General features: G+C 51.0%; 22 protein-coding genes. 15 read left to right on the top strand and 7 right to left on the bottom strand.

The features are described from left to right. The first annotated feature begins 2 nt into the window (after positions 1–2). From kdsA to H8K38_RS14790, 5 genes are all read left to right on the top strand, one after another. The gene (kdsA, locus tag H8K38_RS14810; protein WP_186885598.1) at positions 3–857 is read left to right on the top strand and encodes a 3-deoxy-8-phosphooctulonate synthase; all 855 of its coding nucleotides are present in this window, start codon (positions 3–5) and stop codon (positions 855–857) included. A 197-nt stretch (positions 858–1,054) separates the two neighbouring features. Next, positions 1,055–2,338 (top strand): phosphopyruvate hydratase, encoded by a 1,284-nt coding sequence (gene eno / locus H8K38_RS14805; RefSeq protein WP_186885597.1) that lies wholly within the window; start codon positions 1,055–1,057, stop codon positions 2,336–2,338. 71 nt (positions 2,339–2,409) lie between these two features. After that, positions 2,410–2,751 carry a cell division protein FtsB gene (gene ftsB, locus H8K38_RS14800; RefSeq protein ID WP_186885596.1) on the top strand — a complete coding sequence of 114 codons (342 nt, stop codon included), beginning with the start codon at positions 2,410–2,412 and terminating at the stop codon, positions 2,749–2,751. Positions 2,752–2,967: 216 nt separating this feature from the next. Continuing rightward, positions 2,968–4,488 (top strand): 3-hydroxyacyl-CoA dehydrogenase, encoded by a 1,521-nt coding sequence (locus tag H8K38_RS14795; protein ID WP_255422995.1) that lies wholly within the window; start codon positions 2,968–2,970, stop codon positions 4,486–4,488. Positions 4,489–4,695: 207 nt separating this feature from the next. Continuing rightward, the gene (locus H8K38_RS14790; RefSeq protein WP_222610865.1) at positions 4,696–5,871 is read left to right on the top strand and encodes an acyl-CoA dehydrogenase; all 1,176 of its coding nucleotides are present in this window, start codon (positions 4,696–4,698) and stop codon (positions 5,869–5,871) included. An 805-nt stretch (positions 5,872–6,676) separates the two neighbouring features. On the opposite strand, the gene H8K38_RS14785 is transcribed toward H8K38_RS14790, so the two are convergent. The 4 genes from H8K38_RS14785 to H8K38_RS14770 form a co-directional block, all read right to left on the bottom strand. Then, a complete protein-coding gene (locus H8K38_RS14785) occupies positions 6,677–6,934 on the bottom strand; it encodes a hypothetical protein (protein ID WP_186885594.1) in 258 nt (85 codons plus the stop codon). A gap of 484 nt (positions 6,935–7,418) precedes the next feature. Next, on the bottom strand, positions 7,419–8,105 hold the full coding sequence (locus tag H8K38_RS14780) for a hypothetical protein (protein ID WP_186885593.1): 687 nt from the start codon (positions 8,103–8,105) through the stop codon (positions 7,419–7,421). Between the two features lie 350 nt (positions 8,106–8,455). Next, on the bottom strand, positions 8,456–9,382 hold the full coding sequence (gene hslO, locus H8K38_RS14775; protein WP_186885592.1) for an Hsp33 family molecular chaperone HslO: 927 nt from the start codon (positions 9,380–9,382) through the stop codon (positions 8,456–8,458). An 82-nt stretch (positions 9,383–9,464) separates the two neighbouring features. Continuing rightward, positions 9,465–9,989 (bottom strand): gamma carbonic anhydrase family protein, encoded by a 525-nt coding sequence (locus H8K38_RS14770; protein WP_186885591.1) that lies wholly within the window; start codon positions 9,987–9,989, stop codon positions 9,465–9,467. A 355-nt stretch (positions 9,990–10,344) separates the two neighbouring features. Here H8K38_RS14770 and H8K38_RS14765 point away from each other — a divergent pair, with 355 nt between their 5' ends. Further along, complete coding sequence (locus tag H8K38_RS14765) at positions 10,345–11,124, top strand: ferritin-like domain-containing protein (RefSeq protein ID WP_186885640.1); 780 nt, start codon at positions 10,345–10,347, stop codon at positions 11,122–11,124. 184 nt (positions 11,125–11,308) lie between these two features. On the opposite strand, the gene H8K38_RS14760 is transcribed toward H8K38_RS14765, so the two are convergent. Then, positions 11,309–11,929, bottom strand: coding sequence for a GIN domain-containing protein (locus H8K38_RS14760; protein ID WP_186885590.1), 621 nt, complete (start codon positions 11,927–11,929; stop codon positions 11,309–11,311). A 416-nt stretch (positions 11,930–12,345) separates the two neighbouring features. Here H8K38_RS14760 and H8K38_RS14755 point away from each other — a divergent pair, with 416 nt between their 5' ends. Together H8K38_RS14755 and H8K38_RS14750 are read left to right on the top strand one after the other, a co-directional pair. Next, positions 12,346–12,573, top strand: a complete 228-nt coding sequence (locus tag H8K38_RS14755) for a hypothetical protein (RefSeq protein ID WP_186885589.1) — start codon at positions 12,346–12,348, stop codon at positions 12,571–12,573. A 78-nt stretch (positions 12,574–12,651) separates the two neighbouring features. Next, positions 12,652–13,602, top strand: coding sequence for a phospholipase D family protein (locus H8K38_RS14750; RefSeq protein ID WP_186885588.1), 951 nt, complete (start codon positions 12,652–12,654; stop codon positions 13,600–13,602). A 91-nt stretch (positions 13,603–13,693) separates the two neighbouring features. On the opposite strand, the gene H8K38_RS14745 is transcribed toward H8K38_RS14750, so the two are convergent. Next, on the bottom strand, positions 13,694–14,215 hold the full coding sequence (locus tag H8K38_RS14745; protein ID WP_186885587.1) for a GNAT family N-acetyltransferase: 522 nt from the start codon (positions 14,213–14,215) through the stop codon (positions 13,694–13,696). Between the two features lie 273 nt (positions 14,216–14,488). Here H8K38_RS14745 and H8K38_RS14740 point away from each other — a divergent pair, with 273 nt between their 5' ends. Next, positions 14,489–15,112 (top strand): flagella assembly protein FlgT middle domain-containing protein, encoded by a 624-nt coding sequence (locus H8K38_RS14740; protein ID WP_186885586.1) that lies wholly within the window; start codon positions 14,489–14,491, stop codon positions 15,110–15,112. 30 nt (positions 15,113–15,142) lie between these two features. Here H8K38_RS14740 and H8K38_RS14735 read toward each other — a convergent pair whose 3' ends face one another. Continuing rightward, positions 15,143–16,846, bottom strand: coding sequence for an acyl-CoA synthetase (locus H8K38_RS14735; protein ID WP_186885585.1), 1,704 nt, complete (start codon positions 16,844–16,846; stop codon positions 15,143–15,145). Positions 16,847–16,983: 137 nt separating this feature from the next. Between H8K38_RS14735 and H8K38_RS14730 the strand changes: the two genes are divergently transcribed. The 6 genes from H8K38_RS14730 to H8K38_RS14705 all read left to right on the top strand — a co-directional run bounded on the left by H8K38_RS14730 (position 16,984) and on the right by H8K38_RS14705 (position 24,742). Beyond that, the gene (locus H8K38_RS14730; RefSeq protein ID WP_186885584.1) at positions 16,984–17,874 is read left to right on the top strand and encodes an alpha/beta fold hydrolase; all 891 of its coding nucleotides are present in this window, start codon (positions 16,984–16,986) and stop codon (positions 17,872–17,874) included. Positions 17,875–17,948: 74 nt separating this feature from the next. Continuing rightward, positions 17,949–19,073, top strand: a complete 1,125-nt coding sequence (locus H8K38_RS14725) for a patatin-like phospholipase family protein (protein WP_186885583.1) — start codon at positions 17,949–17,951, stop codon at positions 19,071–19,073. A 161-nt stretch (positions 19,074–19,234) separates the two neighbouring features. After that, on the top strand, positions 19,235–20,476 hold the full coding sequence (locus H8K38_RS14720) for a cystathionine gamma-synthase family protein (protein WP_186885582.1): 1,242 nt from the start codon (positions 19,235–19,237) through the stop codon (positions 20,474–20,476). 479 nt (positions 20,477–20,955) lie between these two features. Continuing rightward, on the top strand, positions 20,956–23,481 hold the full coding sequence (locus tag H8K38_RS14715) for an ABC transporter permease (RefSeq protein ID WP_255422992.1): 2,526 nt from the start codon (positions 20,956–20,958) through the stop codon (positions 23,479–23,481). A gap of 73 nt (positions 23,482–23,554) precedes the next feature. Continuing rightward, the gene (gene yfcF, locus H8K38_RS14710; RefSeq protein WP_186885581.1) at positions 23,555–24,196 is read left to right on the top strand and encodes a glutathione transferase; all 642 of its coding nucleotides are present in this window, start codon (positions 23,555–23,557) and stop codon (positions 24,194–24,196) included. An 87-nt stretch (positions 24,197–24,283) separates the two neighbouring features. Continuing rightward, complete coding sequence (locus tag H8K38_RS14705; RefSeq protein WP_186885580.1) at positions 24,284–24,742, top strand: group II truncated hemoglobin; 459 nt, start codon at positions 24,284–24,286, stop codon at positions 24,740–24,742. Positions 24,743–24,803 lie beyond the last annotated feature (61 nt).

Below are 24,803 nucleotides of genomic sequence, written 5' to 3'. Positions count from 1 at the left end.
GCATGAAATTATGCGGATTTGATGTTGGTCTCGACCAGCCATTCTTTTTGATCGCAGGCCCTTGTGTAATTGAATCTCAGCAAATGGCGTTTGATACTGCAGGTCAGTTGAAAGAGATCACGCAAGCATTGGGGATTCCGTTTATCTACAAATCCTCTTTTGACAAAGCGAATCGTTCTTCCGGTACTTCTTTCCGTGGACTTGGCATGGAAAAGGGGTTGGACATTCTGGCTGAAGTTAAAAAGCAGATTGGTGTTCCAGTATTGACGGACATCCATGCGATAGATGAAATCGCGCCAGTTGCGGCGGTGGTCGATGTGCTGCAAACGCCCGCTTTTCTGTGCCGTCAGACTGACTTCATCGAAGCTTGTGGTCGCTCCGGTAAGCCAGTGAATATCAAGAAGGGGCAGTTTCTGGCACCGCATGATATGGTCAACGTGATTGCTAAAGCGCGAGCTGCGGCGAAAGCGGCAGGCCTGAATGAAGATAATTTCATGGCCTGTGAACGTGGTGCTTCGTTCGGCTATAACAATCTGGTGTCAGATATGCGCTCGCTGGCAATTATGCGTGAAACCAATTGCCCGGTCGTTTTCGATGCAACGCATTCTGTGCAATTGCCAGGTGGGCAAGGTACAACATCAGGCGGGCAGCGTGAGTTCGTGCCTGTGCTGGCGCGTGCCGCGGTTGCGGTTGGTGTGGCTGGCTTGTTCATGGAAACACATCCGAATCCGGCAGTGGCAATGTCTGATGGCCCGAATGCAGTACCTTTGGGACGCATGAAAGAGTTGTTATCCACTCTGATTGATCTGGATCGCGTGGTTAAAAAGAACGGATTCCTCGAGTCCAGTTTTTCATAAATTGACATGTGTATGATACGCCGCAGTTGTCAGTGAATGGCAGCCGGCGAAAGATAAAGCGACGTTTTCTCCGCGATGTCCGGCTCTGTGATGAGTGGGGCGTCGCGATAGTTTTATCTGCAGCTTGGTTTTCCGCTGTGTGCAGAGTCAGAACAGGTTTTACTTTGTTATCTATATTGATCGTTGAGGAGAATTAAATGAGTGCCATCGTTGATATTATCGGTCGTGAAATTATCGATTCACGCGGTAACCCGACAGTTGAATGTGACGTTTTGCTGGAATCAGGTGTCATGGGGCGCGCGGCGGTACCATCCGGTGCTTCTACCGGTTCACGTGAAGCAATTGAATTGCGCGATGGCGACAAATCCCGTTACCTCGGTAAAGGCGTTTTGAAAGCCTGCGAACACATCAATACTGAAATCGCTGAAGCGATCATGGGTCTGGATGCAAACGAGCAAGCCTTTCTTGACCGCACGCTGATCGATCTCGACGGTACAGAAAACAAAGGCCGCCTCGGTGCCAATGCGATTCTGGCGGTATCGATGGCAGTGGCGAAAGCCGCGGCAGAAGAAGCTGGCTTGCCTTTGTATCGTTATTTCGGCGGTTCCGGCGCAATGCAATTGCCTGTGCCTATGATGAACGTCATCAACGGTGGTGCCCACGCAGACAATAATCTGGATATTCAGGAATTCATGATTATCCCGGTTGGTGCGCCGACTTTCCGTGAAGCGATTCGCTACGGCGCGGAAGTATTCCATGCCCTGAAAAAAATTCTGCACGACAAAGGTCTGACAACAGCCGTCGGTGATGAAGGTGGTTTTGCTCCTTCCGTTGATAATCATGAGTCTGCGATCAAAATGATCATACAGGCGATTGAAGCAGCAGGTTACGAGCCAGGTACACAGATCGCTCTGGGTCTGGATTGTGCTGCATCTGAATTCTATAAAGATGGTAAATACCACCTCGAAGGCGAAGGCCTGACTTTGTCTTCCACTGATTTCACTAATCTGTTGGCGACCTGGGTCGATAAATATCCGATTATCTCTATCGAAGATGCAATGGCAGAAGGCGACTGGGAAGGTTGGGCGATTCTGACAGAAAAACTGGGCAAAAAAGTACAGTTAGTTGGCGACGATCTGTTCGTGACGAACACCAAGATCCTGAAAGAAGGCATACAAAAAAATATCGCCAATTCTATCCTGATCAAAATCAACCAGATCGGTACTCTGACTGAAACTTTTGCTGCGATTGAAATGGCAAAACGTGCTGGTTACACAGCAGTGATTTCTCATCGTTCCGGTGAAACTGAAGACAGCACGATTGCTGATATCGCGGTTGGTATGAATGCATTGCAGATCAAAACCGGCTCCATGTCGCGTTCTGATCGTATGGCAAAATACAACCAGTTACTGCGTATTGAAGAAGATTTGGGTGAAATTGCGAGCTATCCAGGCCGTGATGCATTCTACAATCTGAAGTGATCTGGTAACATGGTGCAAAAAAGGGGAACGCTGTTCCCCTTTTTACTATTTTTATTCTGATGTGAGTCTTTGTGCGACTGATTGCTGTTTCCTTCGTTATTTTGCTGGCGCTGATCCAATATCCTTTGTGGTTGGGGAAGGGCGGCTGGTTGCGTGTGTGGGAATTTGAACGTCAGGTCGCTCAGGCGCAAAGTCAGAATGAAAAACTCAAAGAACGTAATGCCAAACTGGAATCGGAAGTCGCCGATCTGAAAACTGGTACCGACTCTGTCGAAGAGCGTGCCCGGTTTGAATTAGGCATGATCAAAAAAGATGAGATTTTTGTTCAGATTCTGGATAAAAATGCGCCATCTCCCGCTTCTGTCACCAGCACTTCTCCCGCCGAAAAGTCGCAAGCCGTCATTAGTCACTGATTCATCCCCGATTTGACGCTGATGCAACGCGGATGTTGTTGCTATTCTTTTTTTCTGTTTTTTTCTTAGTTTTATTAACGTGAAGTTGCCACGTCTCGCGTTATCATAAGAAAACAGTTGAAAAATATCCAATGATGTCAGTCTTTCTGTGTGCCTGAATTCTGCATGATGAAAACGGGCAAACAGCTTGAATGTAATGATGCAGGAGTCGTGAATATGATACGAGTAGTCGCTGTCGTTGGTGCCGGTGCGATGGGGCGCGGCATTGCGCAGATCAGTGCTCAGGCTGGCTTGCAGGTATTGCTATTCGACACAAGTGCGGCGGTTGTTGAAAAAGCCCGGGCTGACATCTTTGCTCAGTGGGATAAGCTGCAGCAAAAAGAAAAAATCACCCATCATCAATGTGCTGTCGCCAAGTCGAAGCTGCATATCGTCGATGAGTTGCAGGCACTGGCTGCTAGCGATCTGGTGATCGAAGCCATCGTCGAAAATCTTGACATCAAACGCGATCTTTTCCGCCAGCTTGATCAGATTGTCCGTGACGATTGCATACTGGCGACGAATACGTCGTCCCTTTCTGTGACGGCGATTGCCGCCTCCGGCAAGCTGCCGCAACGCGTGGCGGGACTACATTTTTTCAATCCCGTGCCGCTGATGAAAGTGGTTGAAGTCATTGACGGCTTGCTGACCGATGCGACGATAGCGCCACGGCTGATGAGTTTTGTTGGCGAACTCGGTCATACGCCCGTCAGGGCAAAAGATACCCCCGGCTTTATCGTTAATCACGCCGGTCGCGCATACGTGACGGAGGCGTTGCGGCTGCTGCAGGAAAACGTGGCGGACTTTTCCCAGATCGACCAGATCATGCGCGACGCTGCCGGGTTCAGGCTGGGCCCGTTTGAATTGATGGATCTGACCGGCCTCGACGTCTCACATCCGGTGATGGAAGCGATCTACCACCAATATTATGAAGAGCCACGCTATCGCCCCAGCGTGATTGCGGCACAACGCGTGCAGGCGGGCATACTCGGGCGCAAGACGGGGCGCGGGTTTTACACGTATCCGCCAGAACCTGCCGCACCACGGCTACCTGACAACACAGCTTGGACAGGTAAAGTCTGGCTCAGTCATGAAAATGTGCTGGCGCTGGATGCCCTGACTGATTTGTTTGTGCGTAGTGACGTCATCATCGATGAGAATGAGACGCCATCGCCAGAGTCGATCTGCATCGTCAGCCCTGATGGCGAGGATGTGAGTACCTGTGTTGCGCGGCTGGGATTAGACGCTCGCCGTACGCTGGGAATCGATAGTCTGACCGGTTGTCACGGCCACCTCAGCCTGATGTTGAATCCGGCGTCCGATCCGGCTTTGGCACAGCGATTGGCGCTGAGTTTGGGTAAATACGGGCAGTCTGTGAGCCTGATACACGATAGCTACGGCTTTGTCGTGCAGCGTATGCTGGCAAGTATCGTCAATGTTGCTTGCGATATTGTGCAGCAGGGCATCTGTACACCGCAGGATCTGGATAAAGCGGTCGTTGCTGGCCTGGCTTATCCAATCGGGCCGCTCGCGTGGGGCGACAAACTGGGTGCTTTGCGTATACTATTGATACTAAGAAATTTGTTGAACAGCACAGGAGACCCTCGTTATCGCCCTAGTCCGTGGCTGGTGCGCAGGGCGCAACTGGGTTTATCGCTGTTGCATGTATCACCTGCAGAAGGAATCTCTGTCAGTTAAGAGATTCCGGTACGGTAGCCCGATACATGGAAAACAAATTTCAAGAGACAGCAATCAGAGTGGAAAGCAGTGCATGAATCAGGATAAATCACTGGCGTATGAAGGCACATCAAAATACGTTGCCAGCTTCATCCGTCCGATGTATCGCGGTTGATGTGTTTGCGAGACTTTGATTTAAAAAATTCAAAAATCATTCAGGAGAATTTGATGGCCAAGGCAGTATTCAGTTGGGAAGATCCTTTATTGTTGTCCTCGCAGTTAACGGATGAAGAGCGCATGGTACAAGATGCTGCCCGCGCTTATTGCGAAGAAAAGTTGGCGCCGCGTGTGCTGGAGGCTTTCCGTCACGAGCGCACTGACCCATCGATTTTCCGTGAAATGGGCGAGCTGGGTCTGCTTGGTTCCATGATCCCTTCCCAATATGGCGGTGCCGGTCTGAATTACGTTTGTTATGGCCTCGTCGCACGTGAAGTCGAGCGTATTGATTCCGGCTACCGCTCTATGATGAGCGTGCAAAGTTCGCTGGTGATGGTGCCTATCAATGAATTCGGTAGTGAAGCGCAAAAACAGAAATATCTGCCGAAACTGGCATCGGGTGAATACATAGGATGCTTCGGCCTGACAGAGCCAGATCACGGTTCAGACCCTGGCAGCATGGTGACGCGTGCCAAAACGGTGCCGGGCGGCTATTTGCTGACGGGTGCAAAAATGTGGATAACCAATAGCCCGATTGCCGATATTTTTGTGGTGTGGGCAAAGACCGATGATGGTCGCATCCGCGGCTTTATTCTGGAAAAAGGCTGGGAAGGCCTGACTGCCCCGGCGATACACGGCAAGGTCGGCTTACGTGCATCGATTACCGGTGAAATTGTGATGGATGAGGTATTCGTTCCCGAAGAAAACCTGTTGCCGCATGTCGAAGGCTTGAAAGGGCCATTCACCTGTCTGAATTCAGCGCGTTACGGTATCGCCTGGGGTGCGCTCGGTGCGGCAGAATTTTGCTGGCACACGGCACGTCAGTACACACTTGACCGCTTGCAATTCGGTCGCCCGCTGGCAGCAAATCAGCTCGTGCAGAAAAAACTGGCGGATATGCAGACCGAAATCACACTGGCGTTGCAAGGTTGCCTGCGCTTGGGACGCATGAAAGACGAAGGCACGGCCGCAGTCGAAATCACCTCCATCATGAAACGTAATTCCTGCGGCAAATCGCTGGAAATCGCCCGCACTGCACGCGATATGCTGGGCGGCAACGGTATTTCAGATGAATACGGCATTGCGCGCCATCTGGTGAATCTGGAAGTCGTGAACACCTACGAGGGCACGCATGATATTCACGCCCTGATTCTGGGCCGGGCGCAAACGGGGATCGCTGCTTTCTGATTGCGTTGCCATTCGAAAAAAAACCGCAGTGTTCGCTGCGGTTTTTTTATTTCTGGATACTGCTGGCAACTGCATCGTATCGGCCGGGTGTGGCGCGCACATCTGCCTTTCAGATTCGATGAAATAGCAATTTCAGGGGAGTATATTGCGTTTTATGCTTATTCTCAGCGTAAATGCTGGGCTTTTAAATATACTCCGGGGAGTATATTTACCCTGTTTTTAACTGTTTTTACCTATTTTTGCCTGCCTGCGACGAGTTTGGAGCAAAGCTGGCGTCAGTGAACTGCCAGCTTTTGACAGGCAGCGCTGAAGAAAAAATGGCGACGAAATGCGTATTCCAGTAAAAACCAACCATTCTCGTTCAATGGCGGTCAGTGATTCCGATCCGCAGTAGTCCATTGATTCCAGTCGGATACCGAAACGCCAGAGGTGATCATGTGAATTTGGAATGATGATTTTATATAACCGACGGCTTTCGCCCCTAAGCGGACGGTCAAACCTACTCCAACTCCGACTCATAAATTTCGGCCTCGTACAAGCTGTTGCCTGATTCAGTGAAATACGCCAACACCATCGGCAACCCAGCCGGACCAGTGAACCCCTGGTCTAGGACGACCAAGTCCCCGATACGCGGAAGTCGACCTTCCGGTGAGAGCACCCTATAGCGCTTTGCGGGCAACTCCACTAGTAGTTTGGCACGAGGGGCGGATTCATTCGAGAACATAGTACGCGCAAGTTCAGAAAATTTATGTGTGTTGAGTAGAGGACAGTTTCTGGCCGAACTTGGCTCACCTTATAAGCCGGCTTATAGTGGGTCTAGGTCAGTTGGAAATTGGCTGGCACGTTGCCAGCCATCATCATCCAGGTCGTCAACTACATCTCGTCTGTGCCAAGCTCGATTCAAGTGTGAAAACACATGAGCAAGGTCTATGCGAAAGTTGACCTCATCATAATCGGGTTCGCTGCTCATCTTCGAAATCAGCGAGGTCAAGTGTTCTTGGGCATCTTCCAGCTCGTACATCAGCATAGCCCAGCCAACCGGGGCCTTTTCATTACTAATCATGCGACAGCCTTAGTTTGTTTTCAATATGTCGTGAACTTCCGCTCCTGGCCATTAGTGGCCTAAATAAGCGTTAAACAAGTTCCACCTGCGGCGACCAAAATGCTTCCAATTACCAACACCTCAAATAATCTTTTTCGTGGTCTAGGTTTATCAATCTTAAGATAGCCGAGAAACCCGATAAAAGTGGCTACGGCAGATAAACACGTAGCGACAACTGTACATAGAATAAATATTGCAAATATTCCTGTACCACAGACAAACTCACCATTACTCGCAAGTTTCTTGGCCCACTGAGAAAATAGCCAATTTTGATATAAAAAAAATACTATTGGTGCGAGTGAAACTGCACCTAAAATCCAGGATCAGCCCCTTAACGTTTTGACTGCTTCAAAAACTCTCACAATAATCCTAATTTTGTTTGGTTTGTTTTCGCCCCTGACAGGCAGCTCCTGGCACATTCTTCCACGGGTACGCCTTGCGCTTCTCAACTGAAGAGGAACTTGCTGACCTCGAGATTGAGCTGGGCGAAAAACGGTTCGCGTTTCTCAATAGTATCTACGACGTTTGGCGGCAGTTCGTTCATGAAGGAGAAGTGACCTGCACCCTCAATAAAACGGGCGTCCACCAGCGAACCCAGGGTGTTTTTTAGAAATACGGTCTGAGACGGGAGGGTAATAGAATCTAGCAAACCGGCCCACGCTTGTATCGGAGTGCGCACCTCATCAAGAGCGCCAGGCACTGTGAAGAAATCCATTGCCGGAGTGAACACCACCATTCGTTCTATTCTTTTGTCTGTTTCAAAGTCTAGCTTTTTGCCGTCATGCATCCACATTTGACCGCCGGCCAAACCAATCAGTATCGCTGAGCCTATCGAATGTCCGACGGCGTAGATAGCTTGTTCCGCTCGCGCTGCGAAATCGAGTGCGAGACGAAGCCTCCGAATCCTCATTGCCAGTTCAGTCGCCGAAACCAAGCGGCTAGTCATCCGCTCGAAGTGGGGCGCTATTACCGTACATCCCTGCTCAGCCAACATGTTCAACAGAGGCATGTGGCGACACGGGTTCCCACCGCCCCCCACTGCGAAAAGTACAGTCCGGGATGCACCAGGTGGCTGGAAGATGGAAACCGTAAATTCTCCCGTATCGTCTTTAAGTACAATTTGCTTGTTCATATTTCCGATATCCGAAAAAAGGCGTTTTATAAGGGCACGATTCATTTGGCAGAACAACATCAGATTGGAGAGTGGCGTGATTGTCCGCATTTGTCCGAACTCGCACTGTGTCCGTGAGGATAGTATCTTGCTTTGCTGAGAAATATGCGAAATTTTATAACTTCGAACGGCGATGCCGACAATTCCACGAACACTAGCCGAGCTTCAAACTATCCTTAGAATGGATGGCATTGGGCCGGAACGAGCGGCATGGTTGGAGCGAGAACAGCCGGCGGAAGTAGATGAGAATACACAGTGAAATAAAAAAAGCTGCCAGAGTGTGGCAGCCTTCTTTGAAAAAGCACGGCAGATCAGTGCTTGCTGTCGCCCGGGGGCAGGATGCCTTCTGCCAATGTTTTAGCAACGAATAACTGGGCGCAATCAACCGGATCGAAACCGTAATGTTTGCCGCAAAAATCGCAATTGATATCGAGTTTGCCGAATTCTGCAATCGCGCTTTCCACTTCATCAATTCCCAGCATTTTCAGCATGTCGCCGACTTTTTCGCGGGTACAGCTGCAATGAAAACTTGGCTGCAGCGGCTCGAACACGCGCAGGGTCTGTTCCCAGAATAAGCGGTGCATCAGCGTGGCAATATCGTGATTCAGCATTTCGTCTTTTTTCAAAGTGTCGCCCAGCATCACCGCGTGATTCCAGGCTTCGGCTTCATCCTCGACCTGCGATTCGCTGCCACCGATTTTCGGTAACTTTTGCAGCAACATACCGCGCGTGACTTTATCGTTTGCCGCCAGCCAGAGTTTGGTGTCGAGCTGTTCTGAGCGCTGCATATAGTTTTCAATGACGGTCGCAATGCTGTCGCCATCCAGTGGAACGATGCCCTGATACGCCTGTTGCCCCGGCATTTTGTCATTCGGATCGAGGGTAATCACGAAGCGCCCATGTCCGTGCGCATGCACCAGATCTTTCAGGGTTTCATGGTCTTCAATCACAGCATCGTCTGCCAGTTTGGCGGTGGCACGCAGGCGCAGTTCAGAGTCGCATTCAACCACCATCAATTTGACCGGGCCATCACCGTGAATCTGCATGATCATCGTGCCGTTGAACTTCAGATTGGCAGAGAGCAGGGCAGCGGCGGCCATCATTTCGCCCAGCATCGTTTGCACCGCAGGCGGATAGGTTTGGTGCGACTGCATTTGTTGCCAGGCGCTTTCCATTTCGACCAGCTCGCCGCGTACGCCAGCGTGTTCGAACATAAATTTTTGTAAGGTATCTGTCATGGTGATTCTGTTTTTCTGAAGCGGGTAAAAATTTTCAGGACCTCGCTAATACAAGCCAGCATCCTTTCATTTTTAATCAATATTAATCAATACGTTTGAGTTGTGTTTTATACGCCTGGCCGCGGCTAGCATAGTTTTCAGCGTTGTAGCGCATGCCCAGAATGTCTTGTTCTGTCAGTTGGCGCACGGCTTTGGCCGGGGTGCCGATAATCAGCGAATTATCGGGGAATTCTTTGCCTTCGGTGACCAGCGCGCCAGCACCGACCAGACAATTTTTACCGATCTTGGCGCCATTTAATATCACCGCCTGTATACCAACCAGTGAACCGTCACCGATGGTGCAGCCATGCAGCATCGCCTGATGGCCTATCGTTACGTTTTTGCCTACGGTCAGTGGATAGCCGGGGTCGGTGTGCAGGATGCAACCTTCCTGCACATTGCTTTTTTCGCTGATCGTGATCAGTTCATTGTCGCCGCGTATCGTGACATCAAACCAGATGCTGGCTTGCGCTTCGATTTTCACCTTGCCGATAATTTTTGCGGTATCGGTGATGTAAGCGGAGGCATCGATTTCCGGCGCGATATCGCCTAATTGGTAGATGGGCATGATAATTCCGTAAAATAGCGGCTGATAAAACTTTGTTTGCGGTCGCTCACACAGGCAAGCGCTGATGTGTGTGACGATAGTAACAAAGACTGCGTTCTGATCTGGTATTGATGCAGCATGACCGTGACTCGGATGAAGCTGCGGACTGGCTGATGCATCGACAAGTATTTAACCCGTTATTTTAACGCTCCGCGCCCGATGATGCCGGAGTAATTAGGATTGACGGAAAATTGCCCCGGCAAGGCGTGGCGACGAAGACAGTACGAATGTACGGCTAGGAGCCATAACGCAGCTGGGGCGGTTTTCCGTTAGTCCGATAATCGATAAGAAGAGTATTTTGCAAACACATTCACCTATGGAATTACGCGCTACGGTGCTGACTGCTCTGTTGGCCAACGACACCGGCGTTAAATGCGCGATCCTACGGGCGATAGCGGATGATGCGCCTGTCGATACGCAGCAACAGTTCGCGATTCCCGACGGCATTCCCGGGCGTCCTGCGAAACCAGAGCTGATTCCACCCGGCCAGGTCGGGCGCAGGTCGATGCAGACGCTGGAGGGCAGACGCATACTGATCCACGCACTCGCGCATATCGAGATGAATGCGATTAATCTGGCGGCAGATATTCTGTGGCGTTTTGCTGGGATGCCAGAGCAGTTTTATCGTGACTGGCTGAAAGTGGCGAAAGAAGAGGCGTATCACTTTCAATTACTGGAAACCCATTTGCATTCGATGGATAGTCATTACGGCGCTTATCCTGCCCACAATAGTTTGTGGGAAATGGCAGAAAAAACCCGCGACGATTTGCTGGCAAGGCTGGCGCTGGTGCCGCGCACACTCGAAGCGCGCGGGCTCGATGTGACGCCGGGTGTTTCTGCGAAGCTCGCGCAGGCAGGGGATAAAGCCGGAGCCGATATTCTGATGATTATTTATCGCGATGAAATCGGCCATGTCGCGATTGGCAATGCATGGTACAAGCGTTTGTGTGATGAGCAGGGGCTGGATGTGATTGCGACCTATGCGCGCCTGGCCACACAATACGCAGCACCGAAATTACGCGGCCCTTTCAATCTGGAAGCCAGACGTAGCGCCGGTTTTAATGAAGATGAGCTGACCGCATTGCATCAGGCTTAATCTGCGTTTCTCTGCCTGATTTGCCAGTTGTCGTTCAAATGGTATTAACGCAAAAAATCCCCGGAAGGCAGCCTTCCGGGGTAAAACCCTCCTGCTATTACTCTTGCTCGCGGCGCATAAGGGATAAACCGCCGCGTGTATTTGCTCTGCATTTAATCTGCGCGCCATTGCGCTCGATCTACACTCAGTCGCCAGCCTTGATGCTGCCTATGCCTTCGACCGATTTACTCAGGCTGCGCGGATTGCCGTAATACGTCAGACTGCCTATGCCCTGCACCGAAGCATTCAGCCTGTCACGCGCATACACAGAAACGGCACCCACGCCTTCGATGTTGGCATCAACACGCTCGGCCAGTAATTCCTTGGTATCGACTAAACCGATACCGCGTGCCGCGAGATGCAGCGAACGGGTTTTGCCACTGGCCACCAGCTTGCCTGCACCTTCATAAGAAATAGAAAAATCATTGGCATTGATATTTTTCAAGCGCGTCACACCTGCGCCTTCCATTTTGAAACTATTTAATTCCGGCACCGTGATGATGACTTGCGCATCATCGGCAATGCGCACCGAATTTTTTTCTTTATACGAGATCAGCAGTTCATTGCCAAATACTTCCGTCACCACCTTGCCGGTAAATTTGTCATTGCCACGGATAGTGATGGACTGCGCTTTGCCAACTTCGACCGTGACATTAAACGCACTGCGGCTGCGGATGGTATTGAAGGCAGGCACATCGCGGCTGACATCTTCTGCCGATGCGATGCAAGAGATGAACAGTAAAGGCAAAATCAACATATAGCGCATGAGGCTCTCCGGTAAAGTTGAAACGGTGGTGATCGAGTATGAATCCTTGCGTCAACGAAGCGTGATCGCTGAGTGATGGGTCAGAGTATGTGCCGCGAAAAATGGAAAGCCCAGCGATTTGCGATGGAATGCAAAATCCGTGGTTTGGGTTGCGTAATCAACGGCCCGCCCGGTGGCGCAGGGTGATGAAGGTTTCCCAGTTCTGTCGTTTTAATACGCTAAAACTGAGGTGCTTTGATCGTGCACTTCGCCTGAGTTTGCTCCCAATGGAAGCGTCAGCGAAAATTAATAACTACAAGCGTTTTGAGAGGGGCAACCTTGTTGCCGGAATTGCATTGATATGTTAACGTTGGTTTCTTTCATTTTGAAAAGTTAGTAACCTTTACCCCCTCCCACACACACTTCTGGAGCAAGCAATGACTACTAAAATTCCCGTCACTAAGCAACAATTACTGGAGATTGCAAATGACGAGTTTGCTAAAGACGCCAACTACAAACCACATCTTAAAATAACAGATGCTAGGTATTTAGGAGACTCTCTGTTATTGGAAATTTCTATAATTAATGACGAGGACGTAGCACCGATTTTAGAGTCTCAAGAATTTGCCAATAGGATTTCCAATAAATATAAACTTATTGATTAAGGAAGTGTGAACTTCCCCTATTTAAAAGAACGCTTAAAAGCGCGGCGCACTTATTCACGTTAAACCACAAGGCTCTATATGCACTATCTACGCAATTCACATGACATAAAAAAGCAGCTTGGAATCTTATTTTCTGGACCGGGAGAAAAATGGGCAGTTGTTGGTTTTGTTGGCTACAACGCATTAGATCATCTTCCTTCTGGCGTCGAGAATCTAAACGTAATATGTTGGCCGAAAGCGGGAGGAACAAATCCTGATGGGGTGCGCCGTCTAATTGACAGCGGAATTTCCGTCTATTTCTGTGATCGCTTACATCAAAAAATATACTGGAGACAAGGCGTCGGCTTAATCGTCGGATCAGCAAACTTGTCTGAGAACGCATTAGGCGAAGGAGGACTCCATGAGTTTGGAGTCTATTGCGATGACACGCATTTTGATATTAATCAGGTAATTTCGGCCCTTGACTATGCAAGAGTTACACCAGAAGCTCTTTCGAAATTAGACGTTGAGCATGCCGCATATGCGCGGCAGAAGGAAAATAGTAACGAAGGTGAATCTAATATAGACCAATCTTTCTTAGATTCTACAAAAACGAGACTTCCAAAACAATGGAAGCTAGTTGTTTGGTCTGAGCTACGAGAGGACAGTACACAAATTCGAGCCGAAATCGAAACCCATTTCGGAAAAAGAAACTGGGCCAATGACAACGACGTTGACTCGGACGCATTTAAGGTTGGAGACTTTGTTCTTCAAGTCAAGACTAATGATGAAGGAATTATTGAGAGAGCAAATGCACGCTGGCTTCTTGTTGATCACATAGTCGGAAAACGTAACAACCGCGTTATTGTCCAAGTACACAAAATAGATAATAGAACACCGCCTCCGTTTGTGATTGACTCCCAATTTCAGAAAAACCTTAAACATGCCTTCAACGCAACCGACGATTGGAATGAAATTCACGACACTGACTACTCAGTTTTGCCGGCGTTCGTTAGTTCAATCAGAGCTTTGTACGGCGATGTGGTCTAACACTGCAATTGATAGGGCCTCACTTCACGCGTCGGCTCATCCGCACCACACGCAAAACAATCATCGTCTTAAACGCTCAGATAATCGCAAACTACCCCGCATGTTTTTCGTAATGCAGCAAATCCATCCAGGCACCGTGACGCAACACGGCCTGTCGCGAATGGCCGTATTGTTGGAATCCGCATTTGCGCATCACGGCCTGTGATGGCAGATTATCGGCAATCACCACGGCTTCGATGCGCCAGAGATTGAGTGAGCGGAACGCCTCTTCGACCACATGATTGACCGCCTGACTGGCGTAGCCTTTGCCGCCGTGTTGTGCGCTGAAGCGATAGCCGAGTGAGGCTTTAAAATAATGTTCGCGTTCTGCGCCGCGCAGAGTCACGCGGCCGACGATGGCATCGTTGACCCAGGCCAGATAGTGATATTCCTTTTGTGCATTTCTTGCCCATTGCGCTTGTTCCAGACTGCTGCGAACGGCTGCGGCGGTATAAAAAGCGTCACCACGACTGGCGATCCATTGTTCAAAATGCGTGCGGTTGTCGAGTTCAAAGGCGAGCAGGGCATCGGTGTGCTCTGGCATGGCGAGTGTGATGCGTAAGTCGTGGTTCATGTGCGTTTCAGATCGGGGTGTTATCGTTTGATGTCTCATTGATGTAGGGCTTACGCAAAGTTGTACCAGCAAGGCATGGCGACGAAGACAGTACGAAAGTACGGCCAGGAGCCACAACGCCGCTGGGGCGGCTTTGCGTAAGCCCTGTGATGGTTCAGCGATATTTCAGCGGTGTTTAAGATGACATATAAGCGTGCCATTCGTTGCTGTTTGCAGTTTATCTGAATCCGGCGGGCTGCTATGATGAAACGGTATTCAACCTGAGAGAAAATCATGCGCGTTCATCGATTGGCGGTCATTCACTGTTTTTTGCTTTGTCTCGCCTGTATTACGCCTTTGATCGTGCATGCGCAGACGCCTGAACTATCGCCGGATGGCGCGCGCAGTATTTTGTTGACGGGGTTTGCCGTGAACAAGCAGGCGCAACTGAAAGACATCGATAATATTGCGCAAGGCTTGCCAAGAGAAATCGGGCATCGCCTTGAAAAGCAGTTATGGAAAGTGAAAACGACGCCGGATTTATTATCGACGGAGTGGCGCTTGTCTCCGGCGAGCCCGCAACTGCTGGGGCAAATTGCCCGCTTATACGATGTGCGTTATGTGGTGGCCGGTGAAGTCCGCGATGCTGGTATCAATACGCAGCCGATGTTGTGGGGATTACGTGAAAAGCACAGCCGGGTGATTGATATTGAAATCAGGGTTTATGATGCGCGCGCTGGCAGCCTGCTGGGGCGTTTTGATTTCAGCAGCAAGGCCAGCGGTGATGTGCTGATCGGGGCGGAACATGTCTTCGCCGGTGATGCGTTCCGTTCAACCGCGTATGGCAAGGCGATTGATGAAGTGATAGAGCAGGCGGCGCAGGCGATCAGCGCCACCTTGCTGAGTCAGGCGCAATGAGCCGCTGCTTATCTGCTACGCCTTCGCGGCTCAATCGCCGTTTTTATTCGCACGTTCCAGCTCCTGCAAACGTAATACCCGCCTTTGCACTTTGCCTGTCGTTGTCATTGGCAGGGCAGCGATAAATTCAATTTCTTTTGGATATTCATACGGTGCGAGTTTGCCGCGCACGTGCGCCTGCAATTCCTTGGTCAGCTTGTCATTCGCTTTGATGCCGGGGCTTAATACGACATAGGCTTTGACCAGATTGCCGCGTTCTTTATCTGGCTTGGGTACGACAGCGACGTTGGCGACTGCCGGGTGTTTGATGAGGCAGTTTTCTATTTCAGACGGGCCAATTCTGTAACCGGCTGCTTTAAACATATCGTCGGCACGCCCCTGATACCAGAGGTAGCCATCATCGTCGCGCAACGCCAGATCACCGGTACGGCACCAGTCGCCGGTAAATTTATTACGGGTCGCTTCATCGTTTTTCCAATAGCCGAGGAAAAATACTGGGTCGGGGTGACCATGAATGTCGTAGCGGTTGACGGCGACTTCGCCGGTTTCGCCAATGCTGACTTCATGCCCGTCATCGTCAATCACTGCAACCCTGTGACCAGGGTAGGGGCGTCCCATGCTGCCGGGCTTTGCGGGCCATTGCTGATGGCTATTGCCGACGATGTAATTCATCTCTGTTTGTCCAAACATTTCATTCGGCGTGACTTTCAGTGCTTTTTCACACCAGTGAAACACAGCATCACCAACGGCTTCCCCAGCGCTCATAATCGTGCGTAATTTCAGCCTATATTTGTCGCGTGGCGCGGGGACTGCCTTCATCATCATTTTCAGGGCAGTCGGAAACAAAAAGGTGTTAGTCACCTTGTATTTATCGAGCAGGTAAAACGCGGTTTCGGCGGTAAATCTGCCGTGATAACCGACGATAGGTTTGCCAAAATACAGTGCCGGTAACAATGCATCCATCAGGCCGCCAGTCCACGCCCAGTCTGCCGGAGACCAGAACACATCGTGTTTTTTCGGGAACCAGTTTTGCGAAGCAACGAAGCCGCTGAGATTACCTATCATCGCTGAATGCGGGATCAGTGCGCCTTTTGGTGCGCCGGTGGTGCCGCTGGTGTAAATCAGGATCGCGGGGTCGGTCGCCCGTGTTTTTTCACAGGTGAATTCGGCGGGCATGTCGGCGACATAGGCTTCCCATTCCAGCGGATGAAAATCGGCAGGCGCATCGGGACAATCGACTGTTATCACCGTTTTTAAATGCGGGCAACGAGCTGCAATCTCCAGATACGCATCGAGGCCACTGGCATCGAGCACCAGTGCGACGGCTTCGCTGTGTTGCAAGCGATACTCAAGCGCTTCCGGGCCAAACAAAAAAGACAGCGGCATCGCAATCGCACCCAGTTGCAGGCAAGCCATCAGCGTAATGGCTGTTTCGGGGCGTTGCGGCATGATGCTGGCGACGACATCGCCGCGATCCACGCCTTGCAGACGGAGTAAATTAGCGAGCTGATTCGCCTGTCTTTGCAGCTCTGCATAGGTCAGACGTCCGCTGATTCCTTCGCTGTTTTCATGAAAAATAGCAACGCGTTTTGGGTCGTCGGCCCAGCGGTGGCAGCAGACTTCGGCGATATTAAAATGTTCGGGAACGTTCCAGCGGAAGTCTTGGTACAGTTGCGGATAGTGATCAGGTGGCGTTGATTTTTTCTTTGAGGATGTTGTTTTCAGCGGCTTCATTCTGTCTCCGTTATAATTATCGAACGGTCGTTCTATTGTTGTTATTGTTTTGACGGCCTACATTTGCATCCTACTGCATATCTCTGCGTCTGAAGATGGATGGCACAGAGTTTCTTGATGAAAAAAATTAATTTGCCATGACAATTGCCCGTAATGCCTCACGCTCTGAATTTATTCCCATCCGTGGTTTGCAATACCATATCCGCCACTGGGGTAATGAAGACGCGCCAAAAATCTTTATGCTGCATGGCTGGATGGATGTGTCGGCCTCGTTTCAGTTTGTGGTTGATCATCTGCAGCAAGACTGGCATGTGATCGCGCCTGATTTGCGCGGTTTTGGTCTGACGGAAGCACCGGGCAGCGATACCTACTGGTTCCCTGATTATCTGGGTGATCTGGATGCGATTTTGCTGCACTACGCACCGGAAGGCGCAATCAATTTGCTTGGTCACAGTATGGGTGCAAACGTGGTCGGCTTGTATGCCGGTGTGCGTCCTGAGCGGGTACGGCGATTGGTGAATCTGGAAGGTTTTGGTTTGCCGACGACATTCCCGGCACAAGCACCGGGGCGCTACGCGAAATGGCTGAATGAATTGCACCAGCCGCCGGTATTGCGCACCTATGCCTCGCAAGCAGAGGTGGCAGCGCGTCTGCAAAAAACTAATCCGCGCTTATCGGATGAGCGTGCGCATTTTTTATCGGCGTTCTGGTCGAAACAGAATGCCGACGGGCGCTGGGAAATTCTTGGTGATCCTGCGCATAAACAAACCAGCCCTTTGTTGTTTCAGGTAGAAGAGGTGATGGCGTGCTGGAAAAAAATCAGCGCGCCAGTGCTGTGGATGCAGGCCGATGATACCGATGTCTGGCACTGGATGGGACCAAGAGAGCAGGCGCAGATAGAAATTGACCGTCGTCTGACCCATATTCCTGATCTGCAAAAAGAAATGATCGCTGATGCAGGACACATGTTGCATCACGATCAGCCAGAATTACTGGCACAATTGATTGAAGCGTTTTTCTTAAAATAAAGCACGTCCGGCACGCTATCGATGGCCGTGTAATTTGTATCAGTGCTGCGGTCTCAAACGATATGTTTTAAAAGATGTCATTTAAAGGATGTGTTTTGCCGGATCAGAATTTATTTGTCTCAACTGTTGACGAAGCACTGCCAGAGCACGCGCCTGACAATGAACAGTTTCAGCGTTGTCTGGTCATGGCGGGCGGTGGTTTTCGGTTTGGCTATTATCTCGGCATGTATCGCGCATGTCAGTTGCAGGGAAAAGCGCCGGATGTGATCGTTGCCAGTTGCGGTGCGGCGATTGCCGGCGCACTGATTCGCCATTTGCCGGACGATGTGCAACGCCTGGCATGGATCAGTTCGCCGCAGATGCATGCATTCTGGCGTGGCTTGCAAGCGAATCCCGATATCAGTTTATGGCGCGCAATCCGGGCCTTAGCCCAGCGCGCTTTGTTCGCCAACGATGCCAGACGTATTCCTGATCTGTTTCAGGATTATTTGTTCGATATTCCACCTGATTTACCGCTGCCGCCGGAAATGAGTTATCCCGCTGCGCCTGCGCTGGCGATTGTTGCGGGGCGTTTGTTATACGGGCAGGACGAAGTAGGCACACTCCGGGGCGGGAAAAAATTATTTGCTGAAACCATTTTTACGGAGCCGCGCGTTGCTGGCTTGTTAGCTGGTATGCCTTCACCGATTGCCAGTGATGCCCACAAAAACAGCGTGGTTGCGCCGCAAATCGAGTTTGAAACGCAGATCGCGGTTGCCGATGCGGTGCGCGCCTCGATTGCGGATATGTATTATTTCCGTTGCCATCAGATCGGTGAGCATCATTATTCGGGCGGTGTGATTGATCTGTTTCCGATAGAAATCGCCCGCCGTCTGGCGAAGGAAGTCATGATGGAACGCAAGGGCTGGTATGGCCGGCATATAGAGTTGCCTGCATTGCGCATGGTGTTGGGCATCAACGGTAATCACCGTCTGCGCCATGTCTTGCAGCAAGAGGCGGATGTCTGGATCGATACTGCGGACATGGAAACGGCACTGGTGCAGTATCAGATCAGCAAGCAAATTCAGTGGCTGCGTAATCGTATCGTCTTGCGTGTGCCTGAGCGTTACGATGACTTTGTTGCGATGGTCAGATTGCAATGGGAATACGGTTATCAACGCGCCTCGCAGGCGCTGGCGCAGGCTGCAGGCAACAGGTGATGACTTTGGTCTGAGCCAGTTCAGGTGCGGCTAATTTCTTTTGATAAGGTCAATTTTGTGCCGCGCTCGGTCTGATACGTGTTTGCCCGCTCGGTCGGATGCCGACATCTGGAGTACACTGGCAGTCTTCCTGTTAGCAGCAACTTTGCGTATTTCTGATCATGAACGAAAAAAATTCCTACGGTTTTACCACGACTATTCTGCATAGCGATAGACAAAAAAACATTGAACACGGCTCTGTCCATAAACCTGTCCATACTTCCGTTTTGTTTGGTTACAAGGACGCGCGCGATTTAGCTGCCGTCTTTCAGGGCAAACAATCCGGTTATCGTTACGGACGTCAGGGTAATCCCACGGTGTCTGCGCTAGAAGACAAAATCACCTGCATGGAAGCGGGTGTCTCGACGATTACCTTTGCGACTGGCATGGCGGCGATTGGCGCGGTGTTTCAGGCATTGTTGCGTGCGGGCGATCACATCGTTTCATCGAAATTCTTATTCGGAAATACGAATAGTCTCTGGCAAACAGCGAGTACACAGGGTTTGGACGTATCTTTGGTGGATGCCACTGCCGTTGCCAATGTTGAAGCCGCGCTGACGCCAGCGACCCGCATGGTGTTTGTGGAAACCATTGCGAATCCGCGTACGCAGATCGCTGATCTCAAGCGCATAGGCCGCTTATGTCAGGAACGCGGCATTTTATTTGTCGTTGATAACACAATCACCTCGCCGTATTTATTTCAGCCTAAGAGCGTGGGGGCCAGTCTGGTCGTCAATTCGCTGACTAAATATATCGCCGGACATGGCAATGTACTCGGCGGGGCATTGACTGACACTGGCTTATTTGACTGGGCCGCGTATCCAAATATTGCCGATAATTTCCGTAAGCAGGCACCTGCTCAGCAAGGCATGGCGCAGGTGCGTGCCAAAGCCTTGCGTGATTTCGGCGCGACCTTATCGCCTGAAGCTGCTCATCAGATCGCGGTTGGCGCTGAAACCATGGCGTTGCGGATGGAACGTGAATGTGCGAATGCGATGGCGATTGCGACGATGTTGGCAGCAGACCCGCGCGTGGCAGCAGTGCATTACCCGGGGCTGGCATCGCATCCGCAACATGCGCTGGCGAATGAATTATTTCTTGCCTATGGCGCTTTGTTCAGTTTTGAGCTGAAGCCGGAAATCGATTGTTTTGATTATCTGAACCGGCTGAATCTGGCCATTAATGCGACCCATCTCGGCGATACGCGTACGCTGGTGATACCGGTGGCGCATACCATTTTCTTTGAAATGGGCGCTGAACGCCGTGCCGAAATGGGGATTGCTGATTCTCTGATCCGCGTTTCTGTCGGCATCGAAGATACTCAGGATTTGCTGGACGATTTCAGTCAGGCATTAAATTCCTGATCATCTGCGCTTGCTGTGACTGCCGCCCGGCGTCTGTTGATGCACAGAATACGTTCAGAAGGTAAAAATATACTGGGGGGAGTATGTTAAAACATGCCTCTATCCCCATTTAAATATGTAGGGAGTAATTGATTTCTGGTCGATACTCCCTATTTAGGACTGACGTAAAATCGCCCCTGCGGCGTTATGGCTCCTAGCCGTACTATTCGTACTGTCTTCGTCGCCATGGTGTAGCCAGGGTTTCAGGCAACATGTTGCCTGCTGGCGAAACGGACATCGCTTACCAGCGATGTTTCCCAAAGCAGAAAAAAGCTTTTTAGTTTTACCGGGGCAAATTGCGTCAGCCCTATTCTTACTCATGTCAGCAGTGTGGCAAGGCTTTTGGCGCTGTTTATGTAGCTCAGCGACCTGCCAGAGATGTTGATATTGTTGTTTTTCCTGATGTAGTCGATGTTGATCTTTCTGGCAAAGGTAGGCGAATGATATTTGGTTTATCCTGGCGTATGACCATGCGCGACTGGCGTGCGGGTGAGTTGCGGTTTCTGATCATTGCATTAATGGTTGCCGTGGCTTCCTTATCTTCGGTCGGATTTTTTACCGACAGGCTGCGTAGTGGTCTGAACCGTGATGCGCATCAGTTGCTGGGCGCGGATTTGCTCGTCAGCGCAGACCAGCCGGTGAAACAGGAATGGCGCACCGAAGCGCAACGGCGCGGCTTGCGTATCGCAGAAACTGTCGTTTTCCCCAGCATGGCAATTGCCGGTGAGGGCGATCAGGCACAAGCAAAGCTGGTGTCCTTGAAAGCGGTCAGTCATGCCTATCCTTTACGTGGCAATCTGAAATTACATCAGCTTGGCGGCGCGCAAAACAAGTCAGGTGCGGCTGAAGTTCTGACGCAGGATATTCCGGCTTCACGCACAGTCTGGCTTGATCCTGCTTTGCAACTGGCGCTGAATCTGACAGTCGGCGATAAACTGAAGCTGGGTGATCTGGAATTCAGTTTTACGCAGACGATTGCGAACGAACCTGATCGTGGCGCGGGCTTTATGAATTTTGCGCCGCGCGCGATGATTTCATTAGACGATTTAGCCGCGACTGGCTTGATACAAGATGGCTCACGCGTAACTTATCGCTTGCTGATGGCGGGTGATGCGAAAGCGATTGCGGCTTATCAGACGCAACTCAAACAAACGATAGAACGTGAACAACTGAAAGGCGTACGCTTGGAATCGCTGGATTCCGGTCGCCCTGAAATGCGCGCGACGCTGGATCGTGCTGAGCAGTTTTTATCGCTGGTGAGTCTGTTGTCGGCGATGCTGGCGGCAGTGGCGATTGCGATGGCCGCACGGCGTTTCATGCTGCGCCATCTGGATGCCTGTGCGATGCTGCGTTGTCTGGGTCTGACGCAAAATCAGGTCAGCGCCATGTATCTGATCGAATTTCTGATGCTGGGGCTGGTCGGCAGCGTGGCGGGCGTCGTGCTTGGTTATGCCGGACATTATGTGTTGCTGGAATGGCTGGGCTCGCTGGTCGCCAAAGATCTGCCGCTGGCGGGCTGGTTGCCTGCAGCGCAGGGTGTTGCGACTGGTTTGTTGCTGCTTGTCGGTTTCGCGTTGCCGCCGGTGATGCAATTGCGCAATGTGCCGCACAACCGCGTCATTCGTCGCGAACAGGATGCACCGCAGCCGCTGACACTGGCGACCTATGCGCTGGGTCTGGCGATGTTTCTTGGTTTGCTGTTATGGCAGACGGGCGATCTCAAACTCGGCATGTTGACTGCGGCGGGTTTCCTCGGCGGCATGCTGTTGTTTGCACTGATTGCGTGGGCGGGCGTGCTGTCGCTCAAACGTATGCGGAATCTGTTTCATTTTTCTGCGTGGCGCTTTGCCGTCACCGCATTGCAGCGGCGCCCGGGTGCTACGGTGATACAAGTCGTTTCGCTGGCATTGGGCTTGATGGCGTTACTGTTGCTGACTGTGGTGCGCGGTGATCTGATCACTGCGTGGAAAAAATCGACACCGCCGGATGCTCCGAATCAGTTTGTCATCAATATTCAGCCCGATCAGAAAGACGAGATCGCGCAGCGTCTTGCGAGCTTTGGGCAGCCACGCATGTACCCGATGATACGCGGTCGTCTGATCGCGGTGAACAGCAACGCGATTGGCCCTGATACTTATGTCGAGGATCAGGCGCGACGCATGGTGGACAGAGAGTTTAATCTCTCGACGATGACAGAATTGCCGGAACTGAATAAGCTGACCGCTGGCAAGTGGTATGACGATGCCAATGCAACGGCACCTGAAGCATCTGTGGAAGAGGGGATTGCCAAAACACTCAAGCTCAAACTTGGCGATCAGTTGACGTTTGATATCGCAGGACAGCAGACCACGGCGAAAATCACCAGCTTGCGTAAGCTGGACTGGGGTTCCATGCGTGTGAATTTTTTCGTGGTGATCAACCCCAAGGCCATGGTTGATATGCCACAAACCTGGATTACCGCATTTCGTGTCCCGCCATCGCAAATGGCGTTCATTAATCAGTTGACGCTGGATTACCCGAATCTGACGGTGGTGGATGTCGGTGCGATGATCAAACAATTGCAGGATGTGCTTGATCAGGTGATTACTGCGGTTGAATTTTTATTTATGTTCACACTGGCTTCCGGCGTTCTGGTGTTGTATGCGGCACTGGCTGGCTCGCAGGACGTGCGTATGCGTGAAGCAGCGTTGCTCAGAGCCTTAGGCGCGACCCGTTCGCAATTATCGCGCGCGCAGTGGGTGGAATTTTTACTGATCGGCGGCCTCGCTGGTTTACTCGCTGCCAGCGGCGCTTCGGCAATAGGCTGGACATTGGCGAAATTCAGTTTCAATTTTGAATGGACGTTTTCACCGCTGGTCTGGATCGCAGGCTTGTTTGTCGGCGCTATCTGCGCGATGATCGGCGGCTGGCTGGGTTTGCGCAATGTCCTGAATCAGCCGCCGTTGTTGAGTTTGCGCGAAGCCTGAAGACAAAATAGCAAATACAAAATTTATAGAAAAAATGTGAAAACAGATTGTTGCGAAACATAAAGGAGTTTGCATGAACCAAAATACAAAAGACACGATCCGTTTGTACGTTGACGCAAAGTACACCAGCCCGTATGCGATGTCGGCCTATGTGGCCTTGCTTGAAAAAGGTGTGAAATTTGAGTTGGTGACTGTCGACCTGGCGGCGAAAACCCATCACCAGACTGCGTACACCAGCATTTCATTAACACAGCGGGTACCGACGTTGGAGCGTGGAGATTTCAGTCTTTCTGAATCGTCGGCGATTACCGAATATATTGACGAAGTTTTTCCGGGGACGGCTTTATATCCGAAGTCGCCAGAACTGCGTGCCCGTGCGCGCCAGGTGCAGGCATGGCTGCGCAGCGATCTGATGCCGATTCGCGTTGAACGCAGCACGCTGGTGAATTTTTATGGACAAAAGTATCCTCCTTTGTCGGCGGAAGCCAAAGCTGCGGCAGACAGTCTGATATTTTTTGCTGAATCCTTATTGCTACCCGGAGCAGAAAACCTGTTTGGCGACTGGAGTATTGCCGATACTGATCTGGCATTGATGCTGAATCGTCTGGCGATGCATGGCGATGAAGTTCCGGCGCGTTTGCGTGACTATGCGCAGCATCAATGGCAGCGTGCTTCAGTACAAAGCTGGGTTCATCAGAAACGTCCGGCTTTATAAAAACCTATCGCAGACGCGTATCTGACGGCGGACAGATAAAATAACAGCAAAACAGTGACTTACACGTTTAGTGGCAAAGAGTGAACAATGAATCAAGACGAGCAAACAGCAAACGCAGCAACAACAACGGCGACAACGACGACAAGCGTTGACATCGAAGAAGAAAAATCCAATCTGTATGAACTGATCGGCGGCGCTGAAAAATTGCGCGAAATGGTTGATCGTTTTTACGATCTGATGGAGCTGGAGCCTGAATTTGCTGGCATACGGGTCATGCACCCGACGCCGCTGGATAGTTCGCGTGACAAGCTGTTCTGGTTTTTATCCGGCTGGATGGGCGGTCCGGATTTATATATCAGCCAGTTCGGTCATCCGCGTTTGCGTGCGCGTCACTTGCCGTACGCGATTGCCAGTGATGAGCGCGATCAATGGCTGCGTTGCATGGCGTGGGCGATGCAGGATGTCGGCATTGCAGAACCCTTGCAACAACACCTGATGCAGTCGTTTTATCAGACCGCTGACTGGATGCGCAACACACCGGGTTAAGCGCGAATGCGGTTCAGGCAGAAAAGCCGCCTGATGTTAGGTGTATCTCTTGTTTTTTTGT

Source organism: Undibacterium sp. FT79W, from assembly GCF_014284215.1.
In the GTDB taxonomy this organism is placed as follows: Bacteria; Pseudomonadota; Gammaproteobacteria; order Burkholderiales; family Burkholderiaceae_D; genus Undibacterium; species Undibacterium aquatile.
Note: the sequence above shows the minus strand (reverse complement) of the source record. Positions and strands in the feature narration are given on the sequence as shown.